This window comes from Nocardiopsis sp. LOL_012 (assembly GCF_048060475.1).
Lineage (GTDB): Bacteria > Actinomycetota > Actinomycetes > Streptosporangiales > Streptosporangiaceae > Nocardiopsis.
The window spans coordinates 17,870-39,602 of sequence record NZ_JBHMIV010000045.1; the positions used below are offsets into that span (position 1 = coordinate 17,870).

At 71.6% G+C, this 21,733-nt stretch carries 19 protein-coding genes and 1 pseudogene; 13 read left to right on the forward strand and 7 right to left on the reverse strand.

Annotated features, from left to right (window positions below):
• Window positions 1-64: 64 nt before the first annotated feature.
• On the forward strand, window positions 65-1,405 hold the full coding sequence (eccD, locus tag ACFHWE_RS21645; protein ID WP_416603647.1) for a type VII secretion integral membrane protein EccD: 1,341 nt from the start codon (window positions 65-67) through the stop codon (window positions 1,403-1,405).
• 7 nt (window positions 1,406-1,412) lie between these two features.
• Here eccD and ACFHWE_RS21650 read toward each other — a convergent pair whose 3' ends face one another.
• Window positions 1,413-1,952, reverse strand: a complete 540-nt coding sequence (locus tag ACFHWE_RS21650; protein ID WP_416603649.1) for a GerW family sporulation protein — start codon at window positions 1,950-1,952, stop codon at window positions 1,413-1,415.
• Between the two features lie 86 nt (window positions 1,953-2,038).
• Entirely contained in the window at window positions 2,039-2,419 is a 381-nt protein-coding gene (locus ACFHWE_RS21655) for a hypothetical protein (RefSeq protein ID WP_416603651.1), read from the reverse strand.
• A 563-nt stretch (window positions 2,420-2,982) separates the two neighbouring features.
• Between ACFHWE_RS21655 and ACFHWE_RS21660 the strand changes: the two genes are divergently transcribed.
• On the forward strand, window positions 2,983-4,266 hold the full coding sequence (locus ACFHWE_RS21660; protein ID WP_416603652.1) for an MFS transporter: 1,284 nt from the start codon (window positions 2,983-2,985) through the stop codon (window positions 4,264-4,266).
• A gap of 320 nt (window positions 4,267-4,586) precedes the next feature.
• Here the strand turns inward: ACFHWE_RS21660 and ACFHWE_RS21665 are convergent, their stop codons facing one another.
• The gene (locus tag ACFHWE_RS21665; RefSeq protein ID WP_416603653.1) at window positions 4,587-6,404 is read right to left on the reverse strand and encodes an acyl-CoA dehydrogenase; all 1,818 of its coding nucleotides are present in this window, start codon (window positions 6,402-6,404) and stop codon (window positions 4,587-4,589) included.
• A 291-nt stretch (window positions 6,405-6,695) separates the two neighbouring features.
• On the opposite strand from ACFHWE_RS21665, the gene ACFHWE_RS21670 reads away from it, so the two are divergent.
• Both ACFHWE_RS21670 and ACFHWE_RS21675 read left to right on the forward strand, forming a co-directional pair.
• Window positions 6,696-7,292, forward strand: coding sequence for a suppressor of fused domain protein (locus tag ACFHWE_RS21670; protein WP_416603675.1), 597 nt, complete (start codon window positions 6,696-6,698; stop codon window positions 7,290-7,292).
• A 56-nt stretch (window positions 7,293-7,348) separates the two neighbouring features.
• Window positions 7,349-7,528, forward strand: coding sequence for a hypothetical protein (locus ACFHWE_RS21675; RefSeq protein WP_416603654.1), 180 nt, complete (start codon window positions 7,349-7,351; stop codon window positions 7,526-7,528).
• A gap of 100 nt (window positions 7,529-7,628) precedes the next feature.
• Here ACFHWE_RS21675 and ACFHWE_RS21680 read toward each other — a convergent pair.
• From ACFHWE_RS21680 to ACFHWE_RS21690, 3 genes and pseudogenes are all read right to left on the reverse strand, one after another.
• A pseudogene (locus ACFHWE_RS21680) lies at window positions 7,629-7,942 on the reverse strand (flotillin family protein); the annotation flags it as partial.
• Window positions 7,943-8,076: 134 nt separating this feature from the next.
• The gene (locus ACFHWE_RS21685; RefSeq protein WP_416603656.1) at window positions 8,077-8,718 is read right to left on the reverse strand and encodes a DUF1449 domain-containing protein; all 642 of its coding nucleotides are present in this window, start codon (window positions 8,716-8,718) and stop codon (window positions 8,077-8,079) included.
• 110 nt (window positions 8,719-8,828) lie between these two features.
• Entirely contained in the window at window positions 8,829-9,227 is a 399-nt protein-coding gene (locus ACFHWE_RS21690) for a nuclear transport factor 2 family protein (RefSeq protein ID WP_416603657.1), read from the reverse strand.
• Window positions 9,228-9,470: 243 nt separating this feature from the next.
• Between ACFHWE_RS21690 and ACFHWE_RS21695 the strand changes: the two genes are divergently transcribed.
• A complete protein-coding gene (locus tag ACFHWE_RS21695) occupies window positions 9,471-12,347 on the forward strand; it encodes an AfsR/SARP family transcriptional regulator (RefSeq protein ID WP_416603659.1) in 2,877 nt (958 codons plus the stop codon).
• A gap of 17 nt (window positions 12,348-12,364) precedes the next feature.
• Here the strand turns inward: ACFHWE_RS21695 and ACFHWE_RS21700 are convergent, their stop codons facing one another.
• The gene (locus ACFHWE_RS21700; protein ID WP_416603661.1) at window positions 12,365-12,499 is read right to left on the reverse strand and encodes a hypothetical protein; all 135 of its coding nucleotides are present in this window, start codon (window positions 12,497-12,499) and stop codon (window positions 12,365-12,367) included.
• 308 nt (window positions 12,500-12,807) lie between these two features.
• On the opposite strand from ACFHWE_RS21700, the gene ACFHWE_RS21705 reads away from it, so the two are divergent.
• The 8 genes from ACFHWE_RS21705 to ACFHWE_RS21740 form a co-directional block, all read left to right on the forward strand.
• Window positions 12,808-14,091 (forward strand): hypothetical protein, encoded by a 1,284-nt coding sequence (locus ACFHWE_RS21705; RefSeq protein ID WP_416603663.1) that lies wholly within the window; start codon window positions 12,808-12,810, stop codon window positions 14,089-14,091.
• Window positions 14,088-15,545 (forward strand): argininosuccinate lyase, encoded by a 1,458-nt coding sequence (gene argH, locus ACFHWE_RS21710; RefSeq protein ID WP_416603665.1) that lies wholly within the window; start codon window positions 14,088-14,090, stop codon window positions 15,543-15,545. Before ACFHWE_RS21705 ends, argH begins: the two co-directional genes overlap by 4 nt.
• A 54-nt stretch (window positions 15,546-15,599) precedes the next feature.
• Complete coding sequence (locus tag ACFHWE_RS21715; protein ID WP_416603666.1) at window positions 15,600-16,835, forward strand: ATP-grasp domain-containing protein; 1,236 nt, start codon at window positions 15,600-15,602, stop codon at window positions 16,833-16,835.
• A 124-nt stretch (window positions 16,836-16,959) separates the two neighbouring features.
• Window positions 16,960-17,382, forward strand: a complete 423-nt coding sequence (locus ACFHWE_RS21720; RefSeq protein WP_416603667.1) for a cobalamin B12-binding domain-containing protein — start codon at window positions 16,960-16,962, stop codon at window positions 17,380-17,382.
• Window positions 17,379-18,644, forward strand: a complete 1,266-nt coding sequence (locus ACFHWE_RS21725; protein ID WP_416603669.1) for a methylaspartate mutase — start codon at window positions 17,379-17,381, stop codon at window positions 18,642-18,644. The genes ACFHWE_RS21720 and ACFHWE_RS21725 overlap by 4 nt, the downstream gene beginning before the upstream one ends.
• A 28-nt stretch (window positions 18,645-18,672) precedes the next feature.
• Window positions 18,673-19,704 (forward strand): branched-chain amino acid aminotransferase, encoded by a 1,032-nt coding sequence (locus tag ACFHWE_RS21730; protein WP_416603670.1) that lies wholly within the window; start codon window positions 18,673-18,675, stop codon window positions 19,702-19,704.
• 46 nt (window positions 19,705-19,750) lie between these two features.
• Window positions 19,751-20,152: a nuclear transport factor 2 family protein gene (locus tag ACFHWE_RS21735; protein ID WP_416603671.1), complete on the forward strand. Its 402-nt coding sequence runs from the start codon at window positions 19,751-19,753 to the stop codon at window positions 20,150-20,152.
• A 153-nt stretch (window positions 20,153-20,305) separates the two neighbouring features.
• Window positions 20,306-21,733 (forward strand): condensation domain-containing protein (locus ACFHWE_RS21740; RefSeq protein ID WP_416603672.1); only part of this gene is annotated, 1,428 nt, incomplete at its 3' end.

The window sequence follows — 21,733 nt, forward strand, 5'->3', positions numbered from 1 at the left end:
CTAATTCGCAGCCCCTCGAACGGCTATCGCCCCCTCGACCGCTACGACACAAGGGACTTTTGGTGTGAGTGGATACTGCCGGGTCACCGTCACCGGACCGGACCGCTGGGCGGACCTGGCGCTTCCGGGGAGCGTGCCGGTGGCCGCCCTGATGCCGCGCATCATCGAGGTGTGCTCCTCCCAGGAGGAAAGCACCGAGCCCGCGCACTGGGAACTGACGACCGTCGACGGCCACCCGGTGCCGATGGAGGAGCCGCTGGAGTCCTCCGGGGTCTACGACGGCGACGTCCTCGTGCTGGGAAGGCAGACCGCTCCGAGCAGGCCCGCGCACGTGGACGACGTGCGCGGCGCGGTGGAGGACCGGGTCGACGGGACCGCGCGGATCTGGAACCCGACGACGACGCTGTCCTTCGGCCTCCTCGTGGCCGGAATCGGCCCCCTGGCCTTCCTCGCCGTGATGATGTGGCTCAGCCCCTCGGTCGGGCACCTGGGCGTGGCGAGCGCGGGGACGCTGTTCGCCATCGCCGTCATGCTGCTCGCCGCCCGGAGGCCGCTGCCCGCCGTCGCCCACGTGCTGTTCACCGCCTCCTGCGCGTGGGGCGCGCTGACCGTGGTGCTCGCCGCGGGGCTGGTGGTCGGTTCGGGTCTCCTCGTGCAGTCGGCGTTCGCACTCGCCGGGGCGCTGCTCGTGGCCGGGATCGGCTGGGCCCTGCACGAGACGGGGCTGTCCCACATCGCCGCGCTCGGCGTCCTCGCCCTGACCGCCGGGGCACTGGTGGCCGTCGGCGCCTTCACCGACACCGTCCAGGGGGTCCGCGCCATGGGCCTGGCGCTGGCCCTGTGCGTGGGGGTGCTGCCGCGTGTGGCGATGGTGATGGGCGGGCTGTCCGGGCTCGACTACGAGGTGGGGCGCACGGGCCGGGTCGCCACGGACCGCTTCGAGGACACCTTCACCACCACCGACCGCCTGCTGCTGGGCCTCACCCTGGGCACCGCGCTCAGCGGCGGCGCCGTGACGGTCCTGCTGGCCTTCCTCGCGGACGGGCCGCCGGACCTGCTCCTGTGCGGGCTGCTGTCCGTTCTGTTGGTACTGCGCTCGCGCCTGTTCGACCGGATCCGGCACGTGCTGCCGCTGCGGCTGGCGGGTGTGCTGGGCCTGGGCGCCACGGGCGTGGCCGTCATCGGCGAGTACGCGGTGATGGCGTCCTGGATGCCGCTGCTGGTCCTGGTCCTGGGCATCACGGTGGGGGTCCTGAGCTGGGTGCGCCTGACCGACGTGCCCCGCGCCTCGCTGCGCCGCCTCCTCAACTGGACCGAGGTGCTGGTGATCATCGGGATGTGCGCGGTCTTCGCGTGGGCGATGGGCCTGTTCGCCCTCGTCGCCCGGATGTCCGGGGTGGAGTAGGCCGGCCCTACTCCGCGGGCTCCTCCGCGGTGTGCGCCGTGTCCGCGGTGGAGCACCGCACGCACCGCCGCGCCTCGGCGGCGTAGCGCCGTTTGCGGCGGGACTCGCGGACCGAGACCCCCACGATGCGGGCCGCGGCGACCGCCGCGACCACCGCCAGGGGAACGACGAGCCGGGCCACGGGTTCGCGGATCGCGCGGTAGTCGGCCCCCCGGCCGTCCAGGACGAGGAACCCCGCCGGGCGCACGCGCGCCACCGTGCCGCCGCCGCAGCCGTCGGTGCTGGGAACGCGGCTCGAACCGCCGCCCATGGTCGTGAACGCGCTGACCCGTGCCACGGGGATGACGGTGGTGTTCCCCGAGGAGACCGGGGCGCCGAACACCGCGGCGGCGTCGGCTGTGGCACCGGCCCCCCCGATCATCCGGGTGAGGACGTCCAGGGAGGTCGTGCGTGCGCGGCGCCGGGGAAGCGTGTCCGGGGCGGTGCCGCCGCGTCGCAGTCGCGTGTCGAGGGTCCGGGCGGCGCGTCGGGCGGTGGATCGGAGCATGGGTGGGCCCTCTCGGTCGTATCCGCGTGGGTACCCACGCTAACCGTCGGAGCGCCGTTCGGGGAGGAGCCGGGGCCCGGTGCGGGTCAGGCGGCGACGAGACCGGCCAGCGCGCGGCGGTGCTGGCTGTAGGAGGTCTCGGGGATGCTCGCGAACGGGTTGAGGAGGGCCGCCGCGCCCACCGGGTCGCTCGCCGGGTGGGAGACCTCTCCGCCGCGGAAGAAGTCGGTCCAGAAGAAGCGCCCGTCGCGGCACCAGACGTTGACGTCGTGCTGGATCGACATGACGGCCATGTCGGAGCTTCCGGACCAGTAGAGCTGGCGGGTGGTCAGCGAAGCGAGTTCGCCCAGGAGAGCGGTGATCGCCTTGGCCGCGCAGAAGGCGTGGCGGGGCTTGTGCTTGACTCGGTTGGCCAGTGCCGACCGCGCCCGGGAGACCCGGGGGTTGTTGAGTCGCGAGTGGCTCAAGGTCGTCTCCAGTGGGTGAGTCGGTAACCGCGTTGCTGACCGTGTGCGCTTGTCGCGGCCACGTGCCGCGGTCGGGGGTGCCACCGTGCTTCGCGCACCTGTGGCGGCCTCCGCAAAGTTGGTGAGGTATCAACTGTGTCGTTACCTCGTAGTTATCCTTTGCGCTCCGGATGCTAGCAGCAACCAGCCCGTTATAGTCGAGGCTTTCCAGAGTGACCAATGTCACATTTAACGAATGGGTATCAAGCCTGCAACGTTGAAAACATGCAGGTGAGGGCATTTATTTCGAACTTGCGTCCGTAGGTATGGGTGCTCGAAACCGATCCCTGGTCTCAACCTCTCCGCCCGCCAGGACCCCCGCTCCGGTGGCCCTGGGGCCATGTTTCGTGACCGAGGGTGTCCGGCGGATGCTTTGCCCGTCCGGGGGTGTGCCTTGTGCTCCCCGCCTGCGTTCACCGGGACGGCGGAGACCGGGCCCGGCCCGCCCGTCCCGACCCGGTGCGGGGTGCGGTCCCCCTCTGGAGGAGACTGGAAGGGGCCGAGACGAGGAGAGAAGCCGCGCCGTGACGACAACGAGGACATCCGATGACCGGGCCGCCGAGCGGCGGGCCGCCCCCGTCGAGCCCGCCGGGGGCGCCCGGGCGTGGCTCGTGTGGGGCGTCGCCGTCGGCGGCTACTTCCTGGCCATGCTCCAGCGCAACGGCCTCGGTGTCGCCGCCCTGGAGGCCCAGGAGCGCTTCGGCGCCGGTCCGGCGCTGCTCTCGCTGCTGCCGATGCTCCAACTCCTGGTCTACGTGGTCCTCCAAGTGCCCTCCGGACTGCTCGCCGACCGCCTCGGCCCGCGCTACACGCTCGCCGCCGGCACGCTGGCCATGGCCGCCGGATCGTGCCTGTTCGCCCTCGCACCCGGTATCGGGACGGCCGTCACCGGGCGGTTCCTCATCGGTCTCGGCGACGCGCTGATCTTCCTCAACGTCATCCGCCTCGCCGCGCTCTGGTTCCCGCGGTCCCGGTACGCGCTCGTCAGCGGTCTGACGGGGGTGGTCGGCGGGATCGGCCAGGTGGCCAGCGCCGCGCCCCTGGCGTGGATGCTGGAGGGCCTGGGATGGGTGCCCGCCTTCCTCTCGACGGCGGTCCTGGGCGCCCTCATGGCGCTGATGGTGCTCCTGGTCGTCCGGGACCGGCCCTCCGGCGCCGCCGGACGCTCCACCGTAGCCGCACCCGTCTCCGTGTGGGAGGCGCTCAAGGAGGCGTTCAGGGCGCGCGGACCGCAGATCGGCATGGCCCACCACGCCGCCGTCATGGCCCCGTTCACGATGATGATGGTGCTCTGGGGCTACCCCTTCCTCGTCGGCGGCCTGGGGCTGGCCGAGGGCACGGCCGCGCTCACCCTGACCGGTCTCGCGGCCGGAGGGCTGTGGATAGCCCCGCTCGTCGGCGCGGCCATCGGCCGCCTGCCGGGGGTCCGGACGGTGCTCGGGCTGGGCCTGGCGACGGCGCTGAGCGCCGGGCTGCTGGTCCTGGTGGCCTGGCCCGGGGGCGTTCCGGCGGGCGTGGGGGTAATGGTGCTGGCGGTGGCCGCGGTCGGCCAGACCCTGGCACCCACGATCTCCTTCGACTTCGCCCGCGACGGCATCCCCGCGAGCCGGACCGGTGTCGCCTCCGGCCTGGTGAACATGTCCGGGTTCTCGACCGCCGTGCTGGGCACCGTCCTGGCCGGCGCGCTCCTCCAGGTCCGCCCGGAGGGGCCCGCCGCCTTCCAAGCGGCCTTCCTGCCGCTCTTCCTCACCACGGCGGCGGCCACGGCCGTCCTCTACGCCCTCCTCCTGCGCCGCCCGCGTACCTAACCTGTCAGGTCAATACACCTAGGGTGTTCTCCGAAGGTGGGGCCGCGTGGCCGACGTTCTCATCCGTGATGTACCGGACGGTGTCCTTGAAGCGATCGATGCGGACGCCGCACGGCAAGGGCTGTCGCGTGGCGAGTACCTGAGACGCTCACTGGAGCAGGTGGCGGGAACCGCCGGTGCCTCGGTGACGGTGGACGACCTCGCGTTTCTCGGAGACCTTCTCCGACCTGGAGGATCCGGACACCATGCGACGGGCGTGGGAGTGAACACGAGGGCGGGCCGGCCCCCTCGACCGACCCGCCCGCCGTGCGGGAGCCGCGTCAGAACGCGGACTCGGGGACGTCCATCAGGTCCAGGCCCACGTTCTCGGCGACGCGCAGCTCGGCGGCCACGCGCGGCAGGAACTGGTCGGCGAAGAAGCGCGCGGCGGCGATCTTGCCGGTGTAGAAGTCCCGGTCCGCGCCCTGGGCGCCGTCGATCCGGTTCAGCGCCACCTCGGCCTGGCGCAGCAGCAGCCAGGCGAGGACCACGTCGCCGAAGGCCATGAGCAGGCGGGTGGAGTTCAGGCCCACCTTGTAGATCTCGCGCTTGTCCTCCGCCGCGGCCATCGTGTGGCCGACCATGAGCTCGACCAGCTTCTCCACGTGCCCGACGGCTTCCATGAGCAGGCCGCGCTCCTCCTTGAGGCGGCCGTTGCCGGCCTCGCTCCGTGCGAAGTCCTTGATCTCGCCCGCGAGCGTGCCCAGGGCGGCGCCGCCGTTCCTCACGATCTTGCGGAAGAAGAAGTCCTGCGCCTGGATCGCGGTGGTGCCCTCGTAGAGGGTGTCGATCTTGGCGTCGCGGATGTACTGCTCGATCGGGTACTCCTGGAGGAACCCGGAGCCGCCCAGGGTCTGGAGGGACTCGGCGAGCAGCGCGTAGGAGCGCTCGGAGCCCACGCCCTTGACGATCGGCAGCAGGAGGTCGTTTATCGCCTCCAGCTCCGCGGGGTCCTCCCCGTTGGCCTTGGCGATCTGCACCGCGTCCTGCTGGCAGGCGGTGTAGAGGACCAGGGCGCGCATGGCCTCGACGTAGGACTTCTGCGTCATGAGGCTGCGGCGCACGTCGGGGTGGTGGGTGATGGTCACCTTGGGGGAGTTCTTGTCCCCGGCCAGGTCGTTGCCCTGCACGCGCTCCTTGGCGTACTCCAGGGCGTTGAGGTAGCCGGTGGAGAGGGTGGCGATCGCCTTCGTGCCGACCATCATGCGGGCGTACTCGATGACGAGGAACATCTGGCGGATGCCGTCGTGCTTGTCGCCGACGAGGTAGCCGACGGCGGGGTGCTTGTCGCCGAAGGTCAGCTCGCAGGTGGTGGAGGCCTTGAGGCCCATCTTGTGCTCGACGTTGGTCACGTAGGCGCCGTTGCGCTCACCGAGGGAGCCGTCCTCGTTCACCAGGTACTTGGGGACCAGGAAGAGGGAGAGGCCCTTGGTGCCGGGGCCCGCGCCCTCGGGGCGGGCGAGCACCAGGTGGAAGATGTTCTCGGTCATGTCCTGCTCGGCCGAGGTGATGAAGCGCTTCACGCCCTCAATGTGCCAGGTGCCGTCGCCCTGGTCGACGGCCTTGGTGCGGCCCGCGCCGACGTCGGAGCCGGCGTCCGGCTCGGTCAGCACCATGGTGGCGCCCCAGCCGCGTTCGATGGCGAGCTTGGCGAACTCCTTCTGCCTCTCGTTGCCCTCGGCGAACAGGATGCTCGCGAAGCCCGGGCCCGACGAGTACATGTGGACGGAGGGGTTGGCGCCGAGGATGAGCTCGGCCGCGGCCCAGCTCAGGGAGCGGGGGGCGTTGAGGCCGCCGAGCTCGGGGGGCAGGTCGAGGTTGTACCAGCCGGCGTCCATGTAGGCCCGGTAGGACTTCTTCAGGCTCTCGGGGATGGCGACCGTGTTGGTCTTGGGGTCGAAAACCGGGGGGTTGCGGTCGGCGTCCTCGAAGGATTCGGCGACGACACCGGTGGCGAGGCGGTTGACCTCGTCCAGGATGGTGCGGGCGGTGTCCTCGTCCAGTTCTCCGAAGGGGCCCTTGCCCAGGATCTCCTGGCGGTCGAACACCTCGAAGAGGTTGAACTCGATGTCCCGCAGGTTGCTCTTGTAATGCGTCATGGACAGCTCCGCTGTGTCCCGGCCGCGGTGTCTGTACACGCGGATCTACCGACTAGTAACAAGTCAATGTTACTACTCAGTAGCACCAGATGCCAGCAAAGGAAGGCGCTTGTGCCTGCGGGGTGAGGAAGATGTGTCCCCTCTCACATCGGGGCGGGCGTCGGGAAAGGCTACGCCGGAACGGTCCGGCGGGGCCGCCCGGGAGAAGAGAACAGGTGCGATCACCGATCGGTCGACGTGCTCCTATCCTCGAAGGCGCACGAGTCGCCGTACGTGGGGAGCCACGACACCATGCTGGAGCTGCTGCCCGGGCTCACCCGGATCTACGAGGAGTGGGCCGGGGTCCACCCGGGCGTCCGGCCGCTCACCGTCCAGTTCCCGCCCGGGGACGGGGGACTCGACGGCGTGCTCGCCTACCCCCTGGAGGGCCACTGGCTCCTGGTGACCTTCGGCCTCACCGAACTCGGGGAGAAGACCAGCGCCGAACCGCGCGTCTCCGGCGCCGGGTTCGAGTTCACCTGCCGCATCCCCCGCGAGGACGGCGACGAGACCGTGCCCGCGTGGGTCCTGCGCGTGCTCAAGGCCCTGGCCGACCGCTTCCTCGACGGCGCCGACCTGGACGTCGGCCACTGGATCGTCACCCCCGCACCGCTGGGCGGCGACCCCGCCAACGGCGCGATGACCTCGCTCGTCATCGTCCACGACACCGAACTGCGCGCCATGGCCACCGACAACGGCCTGGTCGCGTTCTTCCAGCTCGTCGGGCTCATGGCGGAGGAGGGCGCCCAGGTGCAGGAGGCTGGGACCGCCGCGCCGCTCGTCGCCCTGCTGCGCGACCGCGACCCCAGGATGCTCACCGACCCCGCCCGCGACCCCGTCCGCCTGTAGCCGGTGACGGAGACCGCAGCGGCGGACACGTCACAGTGGGGGAAGGAAAAGGCGCCGTGGGTGCGAGCCTGGGAGACATGCTGGCCGAGCGGCCCGTCGACGGTGAGGCGGTACGCGCGCACAGGGAACGCATGCTGGAGGAGGTCCGCGCCTACCGTCTGCGAGAGTTCCGCCAGGCGGCCGGACCAGCCGACACCGAGTACGGCATGGGCGTCAGCGTTCGGCGGCCCCGCTGATCTGCGCCCTGATCGCCTCCACGGCCTTGTGGACGTCGGTCCGGGGGGAGTCGTCGTAGGGGTCGATCGGTGTCCGTGCGGCCTGGGCGCAGGCACGGTCCAGACCCTCGGCGAACTTGGAGCTGAACAGCTCCTGGAGTGTGTCCGGGTTGCTGGCGCGTTCGGCGCGGATGTTGTCCTTGCAGGTGAGCCCTTCCCGGCCGCGCCGGTCCAGATCCAGTGTCTTGACCGAGATGTCCATGTACTCGGCCTTGTGCAGGATCGGCAGGACCACGGTTCCAGTGAAGGTGACATCGTCAGGACGGCCACGGTGAGCAGGACGAGGACGAGGAGGGCGATGCCCAGGGAGACGCCGACGGTTCAGGCCGCGGCGTCGGCGGCCTCCTGACCGGTGACTGGGGCGCTTGACAACACGTGGGGGCCTTTCTTCGCGGTGCCGTCCGGGGTGCGCGGCAGGGGGAGGGGCCGCCGCGGTGGGGGCCGCGGCGGCCTCGGTGAAGTCCGTGTGCCTATGGCGCCCTTTATGGGAATTCGGTTCCCTCTGAGACTCAGATTTTTCCGGGATCTAGGGCCTCATCGAAACGGGTGACGAGAAAGGCGTCCTGCTTCTCGCCGTACTCGAAGATCAGGGCGGTACTGCCTGTGGGCAGTACCTCGCCGCCGATGGTTCGTACCGGGACGGTGAGCACGGCGCCCGCCTCGGTGGTGATCTCGGCGTGCCCGGAGCCGGCGGTGGCCGCGCCGACGCGGATGACGCAGGTGCGGCCGACGAGTTCGTGCCTGGAGGATCCGCGCCTCTTGGGCAGGAACCGCCGCACGGCCAGGACGGCGCCGCTGGTGATCGCCCACGCGGCGACGAGGGCGACGGCCAGGACCACCGTGCCCAGGGCGAGGGCCAAGGCGGTGCCGGGGGTGGTGAAGAGGCTGGTCACGATGTTTCCCAACATGCTCACGAGCCACCCGGAGAGCAGGAGCAGGGTGAGCTCCACCATCATCGGGGCCCGGCCTAGACCCAGGCGTCCCATGACCGCGCTCGCGCCGACCGGGTCGCCGTCGGCGTCCGTGGAGTCGAGCAGTTCCATGTCGGCCGGGCCGACCGCTACGACGATCCAGTAGAGCGCGATCACCAGCAGCGGGACCGTCAGCGCCACCGTGGGGAAGCCGAAGGCCGTGCCCAGGAAGAGCTCCACGCGCGTTCACCCCTCCGGGGATCTCCTCGCGGTGCGGGCGGCCCCGCGCCTCCTCGCCCCTTTCGACGCGGCGTGGCCGGGAGCGGTTCCGTGGTCCCGGCCGCAGGAGCTCACTCGACCCAGCGGTATCTGCGGCAGGCGAGCAGCAGGCCGTGTTCGGAGAGCGTGAAGACGTCCACGAATTCTGTTTCGTTCCCGTTTCCTTTTGATTCTCTTTCTCTGGTGAATCGCCCGATGGCGACAACGGTGTCCCCCTCCGCCACCGTTTTGAATAAGGAGTGCCTGGTGTGGGTGCTGAGCGGGCGGCCGAGAAGTGACACGACCTGTGACGGCCCCCGGGCGGTTGGGCGGCCCGGGTACCGGAAGCGGGTGTCGGGGTCCAAGAGGGACACCAGTCCCTCCACGTCGCCGAGGTCCAGGTAATGGTAGAAGAGCCGGACGTGCTCCGCCCCGATGGGAGCCACGGTGGCGCTGGGGCCAGGCTGAACGCCTCCGGCCTGGGAGAACATGATCGAAGCCTCCTGTTTTCGGAGAGCCCCATCGTCCTCGCTCCGCCAATCGGCGCCCTATCCTGGCACTATCGCCCTCAGTAATGGTTTCTTTTTCCTATCCCCTTTGCCGTGTAAGTATGGTATAAATCGCCAGGAAGGCGGCACTGAAGGCTTTTTAGGGCGAAGCGGGGTGTCACGATAAGTACCGCGTTCGACACCGAGGGAGACGAAGGGTCAGTCCGTTTCCGACTGCTGGGGCCGTTGGAGATCAGCGGTGCGGAGCGTCTCCGCGTCCCACCGGGGCGGCAGCAGGTCGTCCTGGCGGCGCTCCTGCTCGAACTGGGCCGGGTCGTGTCCACCGACGCCCTGGTGGACGCCCTCTGGGCGAGCGATCCACCCGAGACCGCCCGTACCCAGGTGCAGATCTGCGTCTCCCGGCTGCGCAAACTCCTACGCCCCCTGGGCGCGGTCATCGACACCCGTTCCCCCGGATACCTGCTCCGGGCCGACCCCGGGACGGTCGACGTCCACCTGTTCCGGTCAGCCGTCCGCGACACCGAGATCCTGGTCAAGGAGGGGCGGACCGAGGACGCCGCCGCCTGCCTGCGCGAAGCCGTCGGCCTCTGGCGGGGACCCGCGCTCTCCGGCATCGACGCCGAGGTACTGCGCACCAAGGCGGTCCGGCTGGACGAGGACCGTGTGGACGCCATCGAGACCTATCTGGAACTCGAACTGGGGCTGGGGCTGCACGCCCGCCTCGCGGGGGAGATCCCGTCCCTGGTCGAGCAGTACCCCCTGCGCGAGCGGCTGCGGGCCCTGCTCATGCTGGCCCTGTACCGGTCCGGCCGCCAGGCCGAAGCGCTTCAGGTCTACCGCTCGGGGCGTGACCTGTTCATCGAGGAACTGGGGCTGGAACCCGGGGCCGAGCTGCGGTCGCTAGAGGCCGCCATCCTCAACGGCGATCCGGCCCTGGAGGCCCCCGGACCCGATGCGTCTGCCGCACGGGGGACCGACACCGCCGCACGCGGGCGCCCCGCGGACGACGGGACCGACGCCGAACCCGTGCCCGTCCCCTCAGCGCAGGCTGGCGCAGCCCTCTTCCAGCTCCCCACGGCGGCGGGGGACTTCGTCGGCCGCCGCGACACCGTCTCCGCGGTCACGGGGGTCCTGCTCTCCGACACCGACTCCGTCGGCATCGCCGTCCTCCTGGGCCGCCCCGGGGTGGGCAAGAGCGCCACCGCCGTGCACATCGCGCACAAGCTGGCCGACGAACACTTCCCCCACGGCCAGCTCTACTGCGACCTGCGTGGGATGCACGACACACCGCTGACGGCGTCGGGCGTCCTGGGACGGTTCCTGCGGGCCCTCGGCGTCCCCGGCCCCGCCGTCCCCGACGACCTGGACGAGCGTGCGGCGATGTACCGGGGGCTGATGGCCTCGCGCCGGATCCTCGTCGTCCTGGAGGATGCGGCCACGGAGGCGCAGATCGCGCCGCTGATCCCAGCCGGCGGCGGATGCGGAGTACTGGTCACCTCGCGGGCGCGGCTCACCGGACTGCCCGGAGCCGTCCGGATCGACCTCGACATTCTGGAGGAGGAGCACGCCCTGGAGCTGCTCGCCCGGGTGATCGGGACCGACCGCGTCACCCGCGAGCCCGAAGCGGCACGAGTCCTGGTCCGGACCGTGGGACGGCTGCCCCTGGCGCTGCGGATCGTGGCCGCCCGCCTGGCGGCCCGGCCACACTGGGCGCTCGCGGCGATGGTCACGCGCCTTTCCGACGAGCGCCACCGGCTCGACGAACTGGCCCACGGGGACATGACCGTACGGGCGAGCCTGTCGTTGACCTACGACGGCCTGGACCAGCGTTCCGCACGCGTGTTCGGCCTGCTCAGTGGAGTGGAGGGTCCGACGGTCCCGGCATGGTCCGCAGCCGCCCTGCTCGATGACGACCGCCCCTTTCCCGCCGACCTGGCCGAGCCGCTGGTGGACGCGCGCATGCTCGACGTCACCGGCATCGACCAGGCGGGAGAACCGGTGTACCGCTTCCACGACCTGGTGCGCGAGTACGCCCGGGAGAAGGCGCACGTTGCCGGGATCCTGGGCCCGCAGGAGATCCGGCGGCTGGTCGGCGGCTGGCTGTTCCTCCTGGAGGAGGCCAACGGGCGGGTGGTCGGCACCAACCTGCTGCGGGTCCAGGGCAGTGGTCTGCGCTGGCGCCCCCCAGAGGCCTATGTCGAACGCCTGCTGGCCGACCCGCACCGGTGGATCGACGGCGAACGGGCCAACCTGCTGGCCGCCATCGCCCAGGCCGCACGGTCCGGCCTGCACGAGGAGTGCTGGGAACTGGCGTCACTGTTCGGCGTCTACGCCGAGCGCCGCGGCTACTTCGACGAGTTCAGCGAGGTCTTACAGGTGGCCGCCTCGGCGGTGCGGGCCGCGGGCGACCGCCGGGGGACGGCGGCCATGGACTTCGCGACCTCGCTGCTGATGAGCAACGACCGCAGGAGTGACGAGGCGGAGGCGGCGCTCTCGGCGTCCTTCGACGGGTTCGTCGAGATCGGCGACCGGCTGGGGCAGGGGCTCTGCCGGGCCTGGATGGCCGACTCCGCCTACGGTCGCGGTGACGCGGAGTCGGCCCGTGGACTGTGTGAGGGGGCGCTCACGGACTTCGGTGCGGCGGGTGAGACCACCGCGGTGTGGCGCCCGCTGGTCCTGCTGGGGCGCATGTGCGTCGAACAGGGCGCCCACGGCGACGGGACGGTGTACCTGGAGCGTGCCCTGCGGTGCACGGAGACGGCCGGGGACCCCCGCGCCCAGGCCCAGGTGCTCTACCAGATGGCCAGGCGGGACATGGCCCTGGCGGAGTACGGGCGAGCACGGGGACGGTATCTTCGCGCCCTCGAACTGATCGCCCATCCGGGCGACCCGGTCGGTGAGGCACTGCTCAGGTTCGGTCTCGGGCGGGCGCAGTCGGCATCGGGTCAGACGGGTCCGGCCCGTGTGTCGATGGGCCGGTCGATGGAACTGTGGGAGCAACTGGGCGACCACGAGGGTGTGGAACAGGTCCGGGCAGCCCTCGAAGGGCTTCCCGCTGACAGCGGGGCGGTCGTCGCGGTCAGCGGCCATCACGGTTCCTGATGCTGTGCGGCGGAGGACTACTTCGGCCAGTTCCCGCTGTTGGGGCACACGGTGCCAATCTCACAGGTGTCGTCGGCGGCGGCCGGGGCGGCCGCCAGCGCGCCGAAGGTGAAAGCGGCGGCGACGGTCAGGAGCAGAGCGCGGATCCTCATGGGAACCTCCAGTGTTCGGGGGCCTCGCTTCGAGGTGTGACCACACCGTAGAAATCCGTCCTGTCCTGCGGTTATCCTCCGGCTATCACGGCCCGGGACGCCACGTCCGGCCACGGGATAGCCGCCCTTTCCGCCCGGCCCGGGACCGCGCCGGCCCCGGACGGCCCCCGGACCTCCCCACGTGCGCACTATCGCCCCCCTCAGAGGAATCGGGGGAGCCGGTAACCGGGAGAATGCGGCTGAGATAGGGCACTCTCCGACAGTGGTTCCACATTCAAGCGAGCGTCTCGAAAGGTCGTCGTGGAACCATGGAAGCCCAGGAAGAACAGCGATCCTTCGCCCACCTGCTGCTCAGGTACCGCCTCCGCGCCGAGATGACCCAGCAGGAGCTGGCCGACTTCTCCACCATCAGCGTCCGCGCCATCCGCGACCTGGAGCACGGCCGCGCCCTCCACCCACGCAGGGACACCGTGCGCCTGCTCGCCGACGGGCTCCGGATCGGGGACCGCGACCGGTGCCGCCTGGAGGAGGCGGCCGGCCGGGGAACGGGCCGGTCCCTGCTCCGCGCGGGCCTGTCCGGCACGGCAGCCGCACCGACCCCCTCCGGGGCGCCCTTCCTCGGCCGGGAGAACGAACTCTCCTCCCTGGTCGCGAGCCTCTCCGCCGACGGCCCGACGGCGCTCTCCCTCGTCGGAGCCCCGGGGGTGGGCAAGAGCCGCCTCGCCTTCGAGGCCGCCGCCCTCCTACACCGGGACCACGGCCTGCCCGTCCTGTGGGCCTCCTCCTCCCACGACCTCCTCCCCCACGAGGTCGACGGCGCCGCCGGGCTGCCCGACGGCATCGTCGACATCCTCCACGGGGCCGCCGGGAACCGGGGCGACCTCAGCGCTCTGGAGGACACGATGGGAGACCGGGCCGCACTGCTGCTCCTGGACGACCCGCGCCCCGACCCCCTGTCCCCCCGCACCGTCGCCCGCCTGCTGTCCCGGTGCTCCGGACTGCGCGTTCTCACCACCTCCCCCCGGCCACACGGACTCATCGGGGAACAGGTCTTCCTCCTCGACCCCCCGGACATCGGGGCGGCGGTGCGGATCCTGGAGGCACGGCTGAGGCGGGCCGACCCCCTGGTGCCCGACGACGGCGGCCAGGGCATCTCCGCCGAGATCTGCGGTCTGGTCGACCACCTGCCCGGAGCACTGGCGGCGGTCGCCACCTGGTCCACCGTCTACGACGCGTCCACACTGGTGTCCTGCCTGAGGAAGGACCCCGTGCCCCTGCTGGCCCCCCTGTCCGGGGACGGGGCCGACACGGGCACCGGCCTCGCCCGCTCCCTGGCCGAACTGCCCCCCGCGCAGGACGGGCTCCTGGGGCTGCTGTGCGCCTCGCCCGCGGGTGAGACCGCGCTCCGGCTCGCCGAGACGTCCGGCCTCTCCCTCGCCGACTGCGGGCGTGCCCTGGCCGACCTGATCACCCGGGGCCTCGTCCTCCGCGACCGGGCCACCGGGGACTCCCGTTTCCACACCCTGAACCTCGTCCGCGCCCTGCGCGGACCCGCCGCCGTCCCCGCCGAGACGATGGAGTACGTGTCATGAGCGACACCGGACGCCTGACCAGGGGACTGCGCCCCGGAACCCGACGGATGCTCTTCGAGAGCGGCACCGCCGACACCGCGGCCGAGCTCTCCCTGATCAGCGAAGTCGACCTCGCCCACCTGGTCATGCTCGTGCGCCGGGGGCTGCTGGACCGCGAACGCACCGCCGCACTCGTCGGCCACATCACCCGGCTGCGCGCGGACGGCTTCTCCGAACTGCGCGCACTGCCCAGGCCGCGGGGCCTCTACCTGGCCTACGAGGAGTACCTGGTCCGTACCCTGGGGGCCGAGGCCGGCGGTGCGCTGCACACCGGCCGGTCCCGCAACGACCTCAACGCCACGACCACCGCCATGCGGCTCCGGACGTGGTGGCTCGGCTTCCTGGAGGAGGCGGTCCGCCTCAATGCCGTACTGCTCAGCCGGGCCAGGGCACACCGGCACACGGTGATGCCCGTCTACACCCACTTCCAGGCGGCCATGCCCGTCACCTACGGCCACTACCTTCTGGGCGTCGCCGAGGCGCTCGGCCGCGACACCGACGCGGTCCTGCACGCCGGACAGGGCCTCGACCGCTGCGCCCTGGGCGCCGGGGCGGTCGCCGGAACCGACCTGCCCATCGACCCCGGGACCACCGCGGACCTGCTCGGGTTCGCCCACCCGGCCCGGCACGCCGTCGACGCCGTGGCGAGCCGGGACACCTCCCTGCGCCTGCTGGCCGCCGTCGCCGGCCTGGGCATCACCCTCAGCCGGCTCGGCACCGACCTGCAACTGTGGAGCACCGCCGAGTTCGGCCTCCTGCACATCCCCGACCACCTGGTGGGCGGCAGTTCGGCGATGCCCCAGAAGCGCAACGCCTTTCTCCTGGAGCACCTCAAGGCCAAGGCCGGCGCGGCCGTCGGGGCGTGGACCTCGGCCGCCTCGATGACCAAGTCCACACCCTTCACCAACTGCATCGAGGTCGGTACCGAGGCCGTGGGCGCCTGCCAGCCCGGGTTCGACGCGGTGTCCGACGCCGTGCGACTGGCCCAGGTCCTGGTGAGCGGTGCGCGCCCGGTGGCGGAGCGGATGCGCGAACGAGCGGTGGACGGCTTCACCACGGCGACGGCAGTCGCCAACCACCTCGTGCTCGCCGGGGTCCCGTTCCGCACCGCCCACCACGCCGTGGGCACGGCCGTGCGCCGCGCACTGGAGGCGGGGGAGACCCGGATCGACGAGGTGGATGTGGGGGGGGTCCGCCACACCGTCCCCGGCCACCTGGCCTCACCCGACGAGGCGGTCCGCGCCACCGGCCGGGGCGGCGGTCCGGGCAGCTTCGACCCCGTCTTCGCGCAGGCGGAGGGGGACCTGCGCCGACGCGCACACGAACGCGCCCTCGCCGCGGAGCGGGTCGCCGCCGCCCGGGCCCGGCTGGACAGGGCCGTGCGGGAACTGGCGGCTCCCCCCGTGCCCGTGTGAGGACGCACCGGTCCCGAGTCACGAACCGTCCCGCCCACCGGAGGAAGATCCCCCATGGTCCACGAACACACCACGCCGCGCCTGGTCCTCATCGAGAGCAACACCACCGGTTCCGGCCGCGACTTCTGCGCACGGGCCCGCGACCGCGGCCTGGAGCCACTTCTCGTCACCCGCGACCCCGGCCGCTACCCCTACGCCGCCCAGGACGGAGTGCCCGTCCTGGTGGCCGACACCGGTGACACCGGCACCGTCCTGCGCCTGTGCCGGGAGCTCGACGCCCCCGTGGCCGGCGTGACGTCCAGCTCGGAGTACTTCGCAGCCACGGCCGCCGAGGCGGCCCGGAGCCTCGGGCTGCCCGCCCCCGACGCCGGAGCCGTGTCCCGGTGCAGGGACAAAGCGCTACAACGGCGGGCCCTCGCCGACGCGGGCGTCCCCGTACCGTCCTTCCACGAGGTGCGGACCGTGTCCGAGGGCGTCGCCCTCGCACGCGGGTCGGACCGGCCCTTGGTGGTCAAACCGGTGCTGGGATCGGGCTCGGACGGGGTACGGCTGTGCCGCACTCCGGAGGAGACCGCCGAGGCACTGGAGGCCCTGCTGCACGCACCGTCCGAAGGCCCCGGACGCGCGCTGGTCGAGGGGTACATGGACGGCCCGGAGTTCTCCGTCGAGACCTTCGACGACCGGGTCGTGGGGGTGACCGCCAAACACCTGGGTGAGCCGCCCCGCTTCCTGGAGACCGGCCACGAACACCCCGCCCCGCTGCCCGCCGACCGTGAACGGGCGCTGGGGGAGACGGCCCTCGCGGCCCTGGCCGCCCTGGGACTGGGCTGGGGCCCCGCCCACGTCGAACTGCGCCTCACCACCGACGGTCCGCGGATCGTCGAGGTCAACCCCAGACTGGGCGGCGGGATGATCCCGGCCCTGGTCGAGGCCGCGACCGGGGTGGACCTGGTGTCCGCCACCGTCTCCCGTGTCCTGGGGGAGCGGCCGGACCTGGCTCCCGTGCGGTCGCGAGGCGCGGCCATCCGCCACCTGTTCGCCCACCGACCCGGGACCGTGGTCCTGGTCGCGACCGACGGGGCCCGACGCGCGCCCGGTGTCGTCCGCGCGGCCGTCACCGCCCGGGAGGGGCGACGTCTGGAGGTGACGCACACCTTCCGGGACCGGATCGGACACGTCATCGCGACCGCCGCGGACACCGTCCGCGCCGCGGAGCGCGCCGAACACGCGCTCGGGCTACTGGGCGTGCTCATCGCCTCGGACGGGGAGATCACCATTCCCGCCGACTAGGTGCCGCTCTTTCTTCCGCTTTACGCAGGGAATCGCGAGATACGTTCCTCGTGCCTGATGAGAAATGTACGTGCGAATTTCCTGGCGGTATCCCATGCGGTCCATCACACAAAGCACGTTTCCGGTGGACTCCGGATCCGTGACCATGCTCTCCGGTACGTCCTCCGACTCACACACGTGGAACCTCGTCTTCCTCCAGCTTCTCCTGGAGGAGGCGGGGCACCGGGTCGTCAACCTCGGCCCCTGCGTTCCGGACCGGCTCTTCGTCGAGGAGTGCCGGATCCGGACGCCGCACCTCGTCGTCGTCAGCAGCGTCAACGGCCATGGCTACGGCGACGGCCTCCGGATGATCAGGGCGCTCCGGGACACCCCCGGAACCGGCCGCGTTCCAGCGGTGATCGGCGGCAAACTCGGGGTCGGCGGCACCCTCGCGGACGATCGGGTCGACGACCTCCTGGCCGCCGGATACGACGCCGTCTTCGCCGACGGCGACACGGGCGCCTTCACCGCCTACCTGTCCGGTCCCGTGGCCAGGGCGGCGTCATGAGCTCCCCGTCCGCACCCGTGTCCTTCGGGGCCTTCGTGTCCGCCTCCCGGGACCGGGGCCGCCTCGTGGTCCAGCCGCGGATGGGGTTCGGCGACCCCGAACGCATGCGCGCCGGACTCGCCGCCACCCGGGCCGCCCGGGCCACCACGGCCGGCACCATCACCCTCGACAGCTACACCCGGGTGGGCGACCACGACGCCGCCCGCCGGGCCATCGTTGAGGGCGGTGCCGCCCTCAACGGCTACCCGATCGTCGCCCGCCCGGCGCACGAGACCCTGGACGTCCTCGCGGGTGTGCGGGGGCACCGTTTCCCCGTACAGGTCAGACACGGTTCGGCCGTTCCCCAGGACATCTTCCGCGCCCTGCTGGAAGTCGGGCTGACCGCGACCGAGGGCGGCCCGGTCTCCTATTGCCTGCCCTACGGCCGCACCCCGCTGAGCGTGTCGGTGGCCAACTGGCGGGAGAGCACCGAGATCCTCGCCGAGCACAGCGGAACCGACCCCGAACCACACCTGGAGACCTTCGGCGGCTGCATGCTCGGCCAACTGTGCCCGCCCGGCATGCTGGTGGCCATCAGCCTCCTGGAGGGCCTGTTCTTCGTCCGCCACGGGGTCCGCAGCGTGTCCCTCAGCTACGCCCAGCAGACCAGTCCCGAACAGGACCGGGAGGCGGTCCGGGCACTGCGGCGGCTGGCCGGGGAATTCCTCGCGGACGCGGACTGGCACGTCGTCCTCTACACCTACATGGGCCTCTACCCGCGGACCCCGGAGGGTGCGCGGTCCGTGCTCCGCCAGGCGGCGCGGACCTGCGTGACGGCGGGCGCCGAACGGCTCATCGTCAAGACCGAGGCCGAGGCGCACCGCATCCCCACCATCGGGGAGAACGTGCGTGCGCTGGAGGCCGCGGCCCGGGCGGCGGAGGCCGAGCCGCCCGGTACCGGGGGCGACCCCGACAGCGAGACCTACGCCGAGGCCCGCGCGCTGGTGGAGGGGGTACTGGAGCACTCCGACGACGTCGGGGACGCCCTGCTGCGGGCCTTCGCCCGCGGACACCTCGACATCCCCTTTTGCCTGCACCCCGACAACGCCGGGCGGGTGCGCTCCTACATCGACGACGCCGGGTACCTGCGCTGGGCCGATACCGGGGCGCTGCCGCTGCCCCCGGTGGCCAGGCGCACCGGCCCCGGCGCCGTGACCTCGGCGAACCTGCTCAGCACGCTCTCCTACATGGAACGCAGACACGACAGCCGGGTGCGGGGATGACCCCGCACCGGAGAGGAACGGTGAACCCGTGACCGGTACCGCCTACGGAAACGCCTTCACGGCGCACATGGTCCTGTCCAGGTGGAACGAGGAGGAGGGGTGGTCCGAGCCCCGGATGGTGCCCTTCGGGGAGCTTCCGATGCACCCCGCCATGGTGGGTCTGCACTACGGCCAGGTCGTCTTCGAGGGGCTCAAGGCCTTCCGGGGCGAGGACGGCACCGTGGCGCTCTTCCGGCCGGAGGAGAACGCCCGCCGGTTCCGGCACTCGGCACGCCGCCTGGCGATGCCCGAACTCCCAGAGGACGTCTTCCTCGGTGCGGTGGACCGCCTGGTGGCCGAGGACGGGCACGTCCTGGGCGGAGCCGGTTCGGACAGCCTGTACCTGCGCCCCCTCATGTTCGCCAGTGAACCCGACCTGATGCTCCGTCCGGCCCGCGAGTACACGTTCCTGCTCATCGCGTTCGTCACCGGCGGGTTCTTCGGCGACGCGGACGCCATCTCGGTCTGGGTCTGCCACGACCAGAGCCGGGCCATGCCCGGAGGTACCGGGGACGTCAAGTGCGCCGGCAACTACGCCCCCACCTACCTGGCCCAGAACCGGGCCGCCGAGCACGGCTGCCAGCAGGTGGTCTGGCTCGACGCGGTCGAGGGCCGTTGGATCGAGGAGGCCGGTGCGATGAGCCTGTTCTTCGTCCGCGGCGGCCCGGAGGACGCACACGTGGTCACCCCCGAGCTCACCGGGACCGTACTGCCCTCCGTCACCCGGGCCAGCCTGCTCGAACTCGCCGGACGGCTCGGCCACACGCCCGTGGTGGAGCGGGTCTCCCTCGAACAGTGGCGCAAGGAGTGCGAGAACGGCGAGATGACCGAGGCGTTCGCCTGCGGAACGGCCGCCGTCGTCACCCCGATCGCCCGGGTCCGCGACCGGGACGGCGACTGGCGGATCGGTGACGGGACGCCCGGACCCGTCACCCGCGCCCTGCGCTCACACCTCGTGGACATCCAGAACGGGCGGGTCCCCGACCACGCGGACTGGCTGCGCCCGGTCGCCGCCCGCTGACCCGACCGCCCGCCGACACATCCCCGATCCCGTAGAGGAGCACACCGTGACCATCACCCACGACACCCCCGCCACCCGCTCGACCGACACCGATGACCTGCGTGAGCGGGTCCGCCAGGTCTACGTCCGCGTGGACTCCGGCGACATCGCCGGCCTCCTCGAACTCTTCAGCGAGGACGTCGTCTACCACCGTCCCGGCTACCCGGCCATCGACGGCCGCGACGCCTTCGAGCGGTTCTACCGCAGCGCCCGCATCATCCAGGAGGGCGTCCACACCCCCGACTCAGTCGTCCTGGACGGGGAGGGCGGCGTGGCGGTGCAGGGCCGCTTCGAGGGCGTGCTCAAGGACGGCCGCGCCGTCGACCTGCGCTACGCCGACTTCTTCCAGGCCGCCCCCGACGGCCGCTTCCGCAGGCGCGACACCTATTTCTTCGCCCCCATGGTGTGAACGGAGGAAAGGCTGGAAAAGGCGGGGCACTCGGACAACTGCCGCCGAGCTGCCCCGTCCGTGTGCCGGAAGGGAATTCGACGCGGAAATACCTTCACTACGTGCCGTAGACGAAGGAAATCCTTGACCACATGAATGACGAGGAACCGCGCGATGTCCCCCACGCATGACGACACCTGGCCGCTCAGCGCATCCCAGACCGGGATCTGGTTCGCGCAGCAGTCCGACCCCGCGACGCCGATGTTCACCAACGCCGAGTACTACGAGATCAACGGTCCGGTCGACGCGGATGTGCTGGGGCGGGCCGTGGACACGGTTGTCGCGTGGGCCGAGACACTGCGTCTGCGTTTCGTGGAGACGGAGGACGGACCCCGCCAGTACCCCGATCCCGGTGCGCGCCGCCCGCTGCGCGTGGTCGACCTGAGCGACGCACCTGACCCCCGGGCCGCCGCGCTGACGTGGATGCGGGAGGACGTGGGCCGCACGGTCGACCCGCTGACCGACGAACTGTGCGCCTTCGCGCTCTTCCGCCTCGGGGCCGAGGAGTACTACTGGTACCAGCGGGCGCACCACCTGGTCGTGGACGGCTACACCTTCATGCTCCTCGCCCGCGGGATCGCCTCGGTGTACACGGCGCTGGCCGACGGCGAGGAGCCCGAGGCGTCCTTCGGCACGTTCCGGGAACTGCTGGAGGAGAACGAGCGCTACGGCCGGGGCGAGGACGCGGCCACGGACCGCCGCTACTGGGAGGAGCGCCTCGCGGGCGCGCCCGCCTACACCGCGCTCACCGACCGCACCGCCCCCGCCCAGCACCACTACCTACGTTCGACCGCGCTCGTCGACGAGGAGGGGTTCGCGCGCGTCGCCGAGGCCGCCGCCCGGATCGGCACCGGATGGAAACAGCTCATCATGGCGGTTGCCGCCGTCTACACGCGCCACTGGTCCGGCGAGGACGACGTCCTGCTGAGCCTCCCCGTCGCGGCACGGACCACCGAGCTGAGCCGACGCACCCCGGGCATGCAGTCCAACGTCATGCCGCTGCGCTGCACGGTGGGCGACGCCACCCCGTTCGCGGAGCTCGCCCGCACGGTCGCCGCCGACCTGCGGTCCGGCCTCCCGCACCAGCGCTATCCGGTGGCCTCCGTGCTGAGGCTGCTCGGACAGACCTCGGACGCCCGGCACGAGTGCGGGCCGATCGTCAACATCATGGCGTTCGACTACGACCTGTCCTTCGCCGGTGTGCCGGCGGTGCCGCACAACATCTTCCAGGGCCCCATCGAGGAGATGCGCATCGACGTCCTCCAGCGCGGTCGCGGGGGTGCCCTGCACATCGACTTCGACGCCAACCCCGCGGTCCTGTCCGCCGAGGAACTGGAGCTGCACCGGCGCAGTTTCGAGGTCCTGCTCGACACGGTGTGCGCGGACCCCGACCTGCCGGTGGGCGACATCGACGCCCACCCCTGGGCCGACCGGCTCCGTCAGATCGCCGAATTCAACGCCGCCGGGCACCCGCTGCCGCCCCTGACGGTGCCGGAGGTGTTCGAGGGGCACGTGCGGCGGGCTCCGGAGTCGGTGGCGGTG

Coding starts and splice junctions, on each gene's coding strand:
- ACFHWE_RS21650 (WP_416603649.1), bottom strand. CDS start 1,952: ATGCTCCGATCCACCGCCCGACGCGCCGCCCGGACCCTCGACACGCGA.
- ACFHWE_RS21665 (WP_416603653.1), bottom strand. CDS start 6,404: ATGACGCATTACAAGAGCAACCTGCGGGACATCGAGTTCAACCTCTTC.
- ACFHWE_RS21670 (WP_416603675.1), top strand. CDS start 6,696: ATGCTGGAGCTGCTGCCCGGGCTCACCCGGATCTACGAGGAGTGGGCC.
- ACFHWE_RS21690 (WP_416603657.1), bottom strand. CDS start 9,227: ATGTTCTCCCAGGCCGGAGGCGTTCAGCCTGGCCCCAGCGCCACCGTG.
- ACFHWE_RS21700 (WP_416603661.1), bottom strand. CDS start 12,499: ATGAGGATCCGCGCTCTGCTCCTGACCGTCGCCGCCGCTTTCACCTTC.
- ACFHWE_RS21705 (WP_416603663.1), top strand. CDS start 12,808: ATGGAAGCCCAGGAAGAACAGCGATCCTTCGCCCACCTGCTGCTCAGG.
- argH (WP_416603665.1), top strand. CDS start 14,088: ATGAGCGACACCGGACGCCTGACCAGGGGACTGCGCCCCGGAACCCGA.
- ACFHWE_RS21715 (WP_416603666.1), top strand. CDS start 15,600: ATGGTCCACGAACACACCACGCCGCGCCTGGTCCTCATCGAGAGCAAC.
- ACFHWE_RS21725 (WP_416603669.1), top strand. CDS start 17,379: ATGAGCTCCCCGTCCGCACCCGTGTCCTTCGGGGCCTTCGTGTCCGCC.